This window comes from Pseudoalteromonas sp. AOP7-A1-14, assembly GCF_052376275.1.
GTDB lineage: Bacteria > Pseudomonadota > Gammaproteobacteria > Enterobacterales > Alteromonadaceae > Pseudoalteromonas.
This window is the reverse complement of record NZ_JBQSVO010000266.1, coordinates 1-790: the sequence shown is the minus strand read 5'-3', so window position 1 is coordinate 790 and position 790 is coordinate 1. Positions and strand designations below refer to the sequence as shown.

Genomic DNA, 790 nt, shown 5'->3' with positions numbered 1-790 from the left:
CATTAGGTTGTTTGGAGTAATACTAAGTGATGGTGATCAATCCTGCTAATATCGCGTGCGTTGATGATATGTATAGAAAACACAATAATTGGCTGTCCATTTATATTCAACGTCGATTAGGATGCTTAGAAGTAACTGCTGATTTAGTACAAGATACTTATTTGCGTATTCTAACAAAAGCATCATTACCAGATATAAAAGATTCCCGTCGCTATTTAACTCATATCGCAAAAGGGTTAGTCATCGATTTGTACCGAAGACGCAATATTGAAGCGGCTTACTTAGAACTAATAGCGAATGATCCACTTACTTCGTCTGAATCTCCAGAGTCTCATCTTATTATGGTTGAGGCATTAAATGAGATTGATATGCTTCTACGGCAACTTCCGGAAAAAGTACGCCAAGCATTACTTATGCGTCAACTCGAAAATATGAGCTATAAACAAATTGCAGCAAAATTAAAGGTGTCAGTATCATCGGTAGAAAAGTACATTGCTAAAGCTTTGCAAAGTTGTTTAATAGTTAATATTGAGATGCAGTCTTGACTATGGAAAAAATTTCTTCAAATACTATTCAACAGGCTGCGATATGGATGGCAAGATTATGGGCTGACGATGTTAATCAACAAGATGAAATTGCTTTTCAGACTTGGTATGAAGAAAAACCTGAGCATGCTTTAGCATGGCAACAACTGGAGTTATTACAAGAAAAATTTCATAAAGTCCCGCAATCTGAGCTTAGTCGGAAAGTATTAATAAGTCAGGAAAAAGGATTGTCGCGTCGACATCTA

At 36.3% G+C, this 790-nt stretch carries 2 protein-coding genes; both read left to right on the top strand.

The window, feature by feature from the left end; all coding sequences use genetic code 11:
* Positions 1-29 precede the first annotated feature (29 nt).
* On the top strand, positions 30-545 hold the full coding sequence (locus ACT3RM_RS18030; protein WP_217896479.1) for a sigma-70 family RNA polymerase sigma factor: 516 nt from the start codon (positions 30-32) through the stop codon (positions 543-545).
* A 2-nt stretch (positions 546-547) separates the two neighbouring features.
* On the top strand, positions 548-790 hold a 243-nt coding region (locus tag ACT3RM_RS18025; RefSeq protein WP_444511535.1), incomplete at its 3' end, for a DUF4880 domain-containing protein.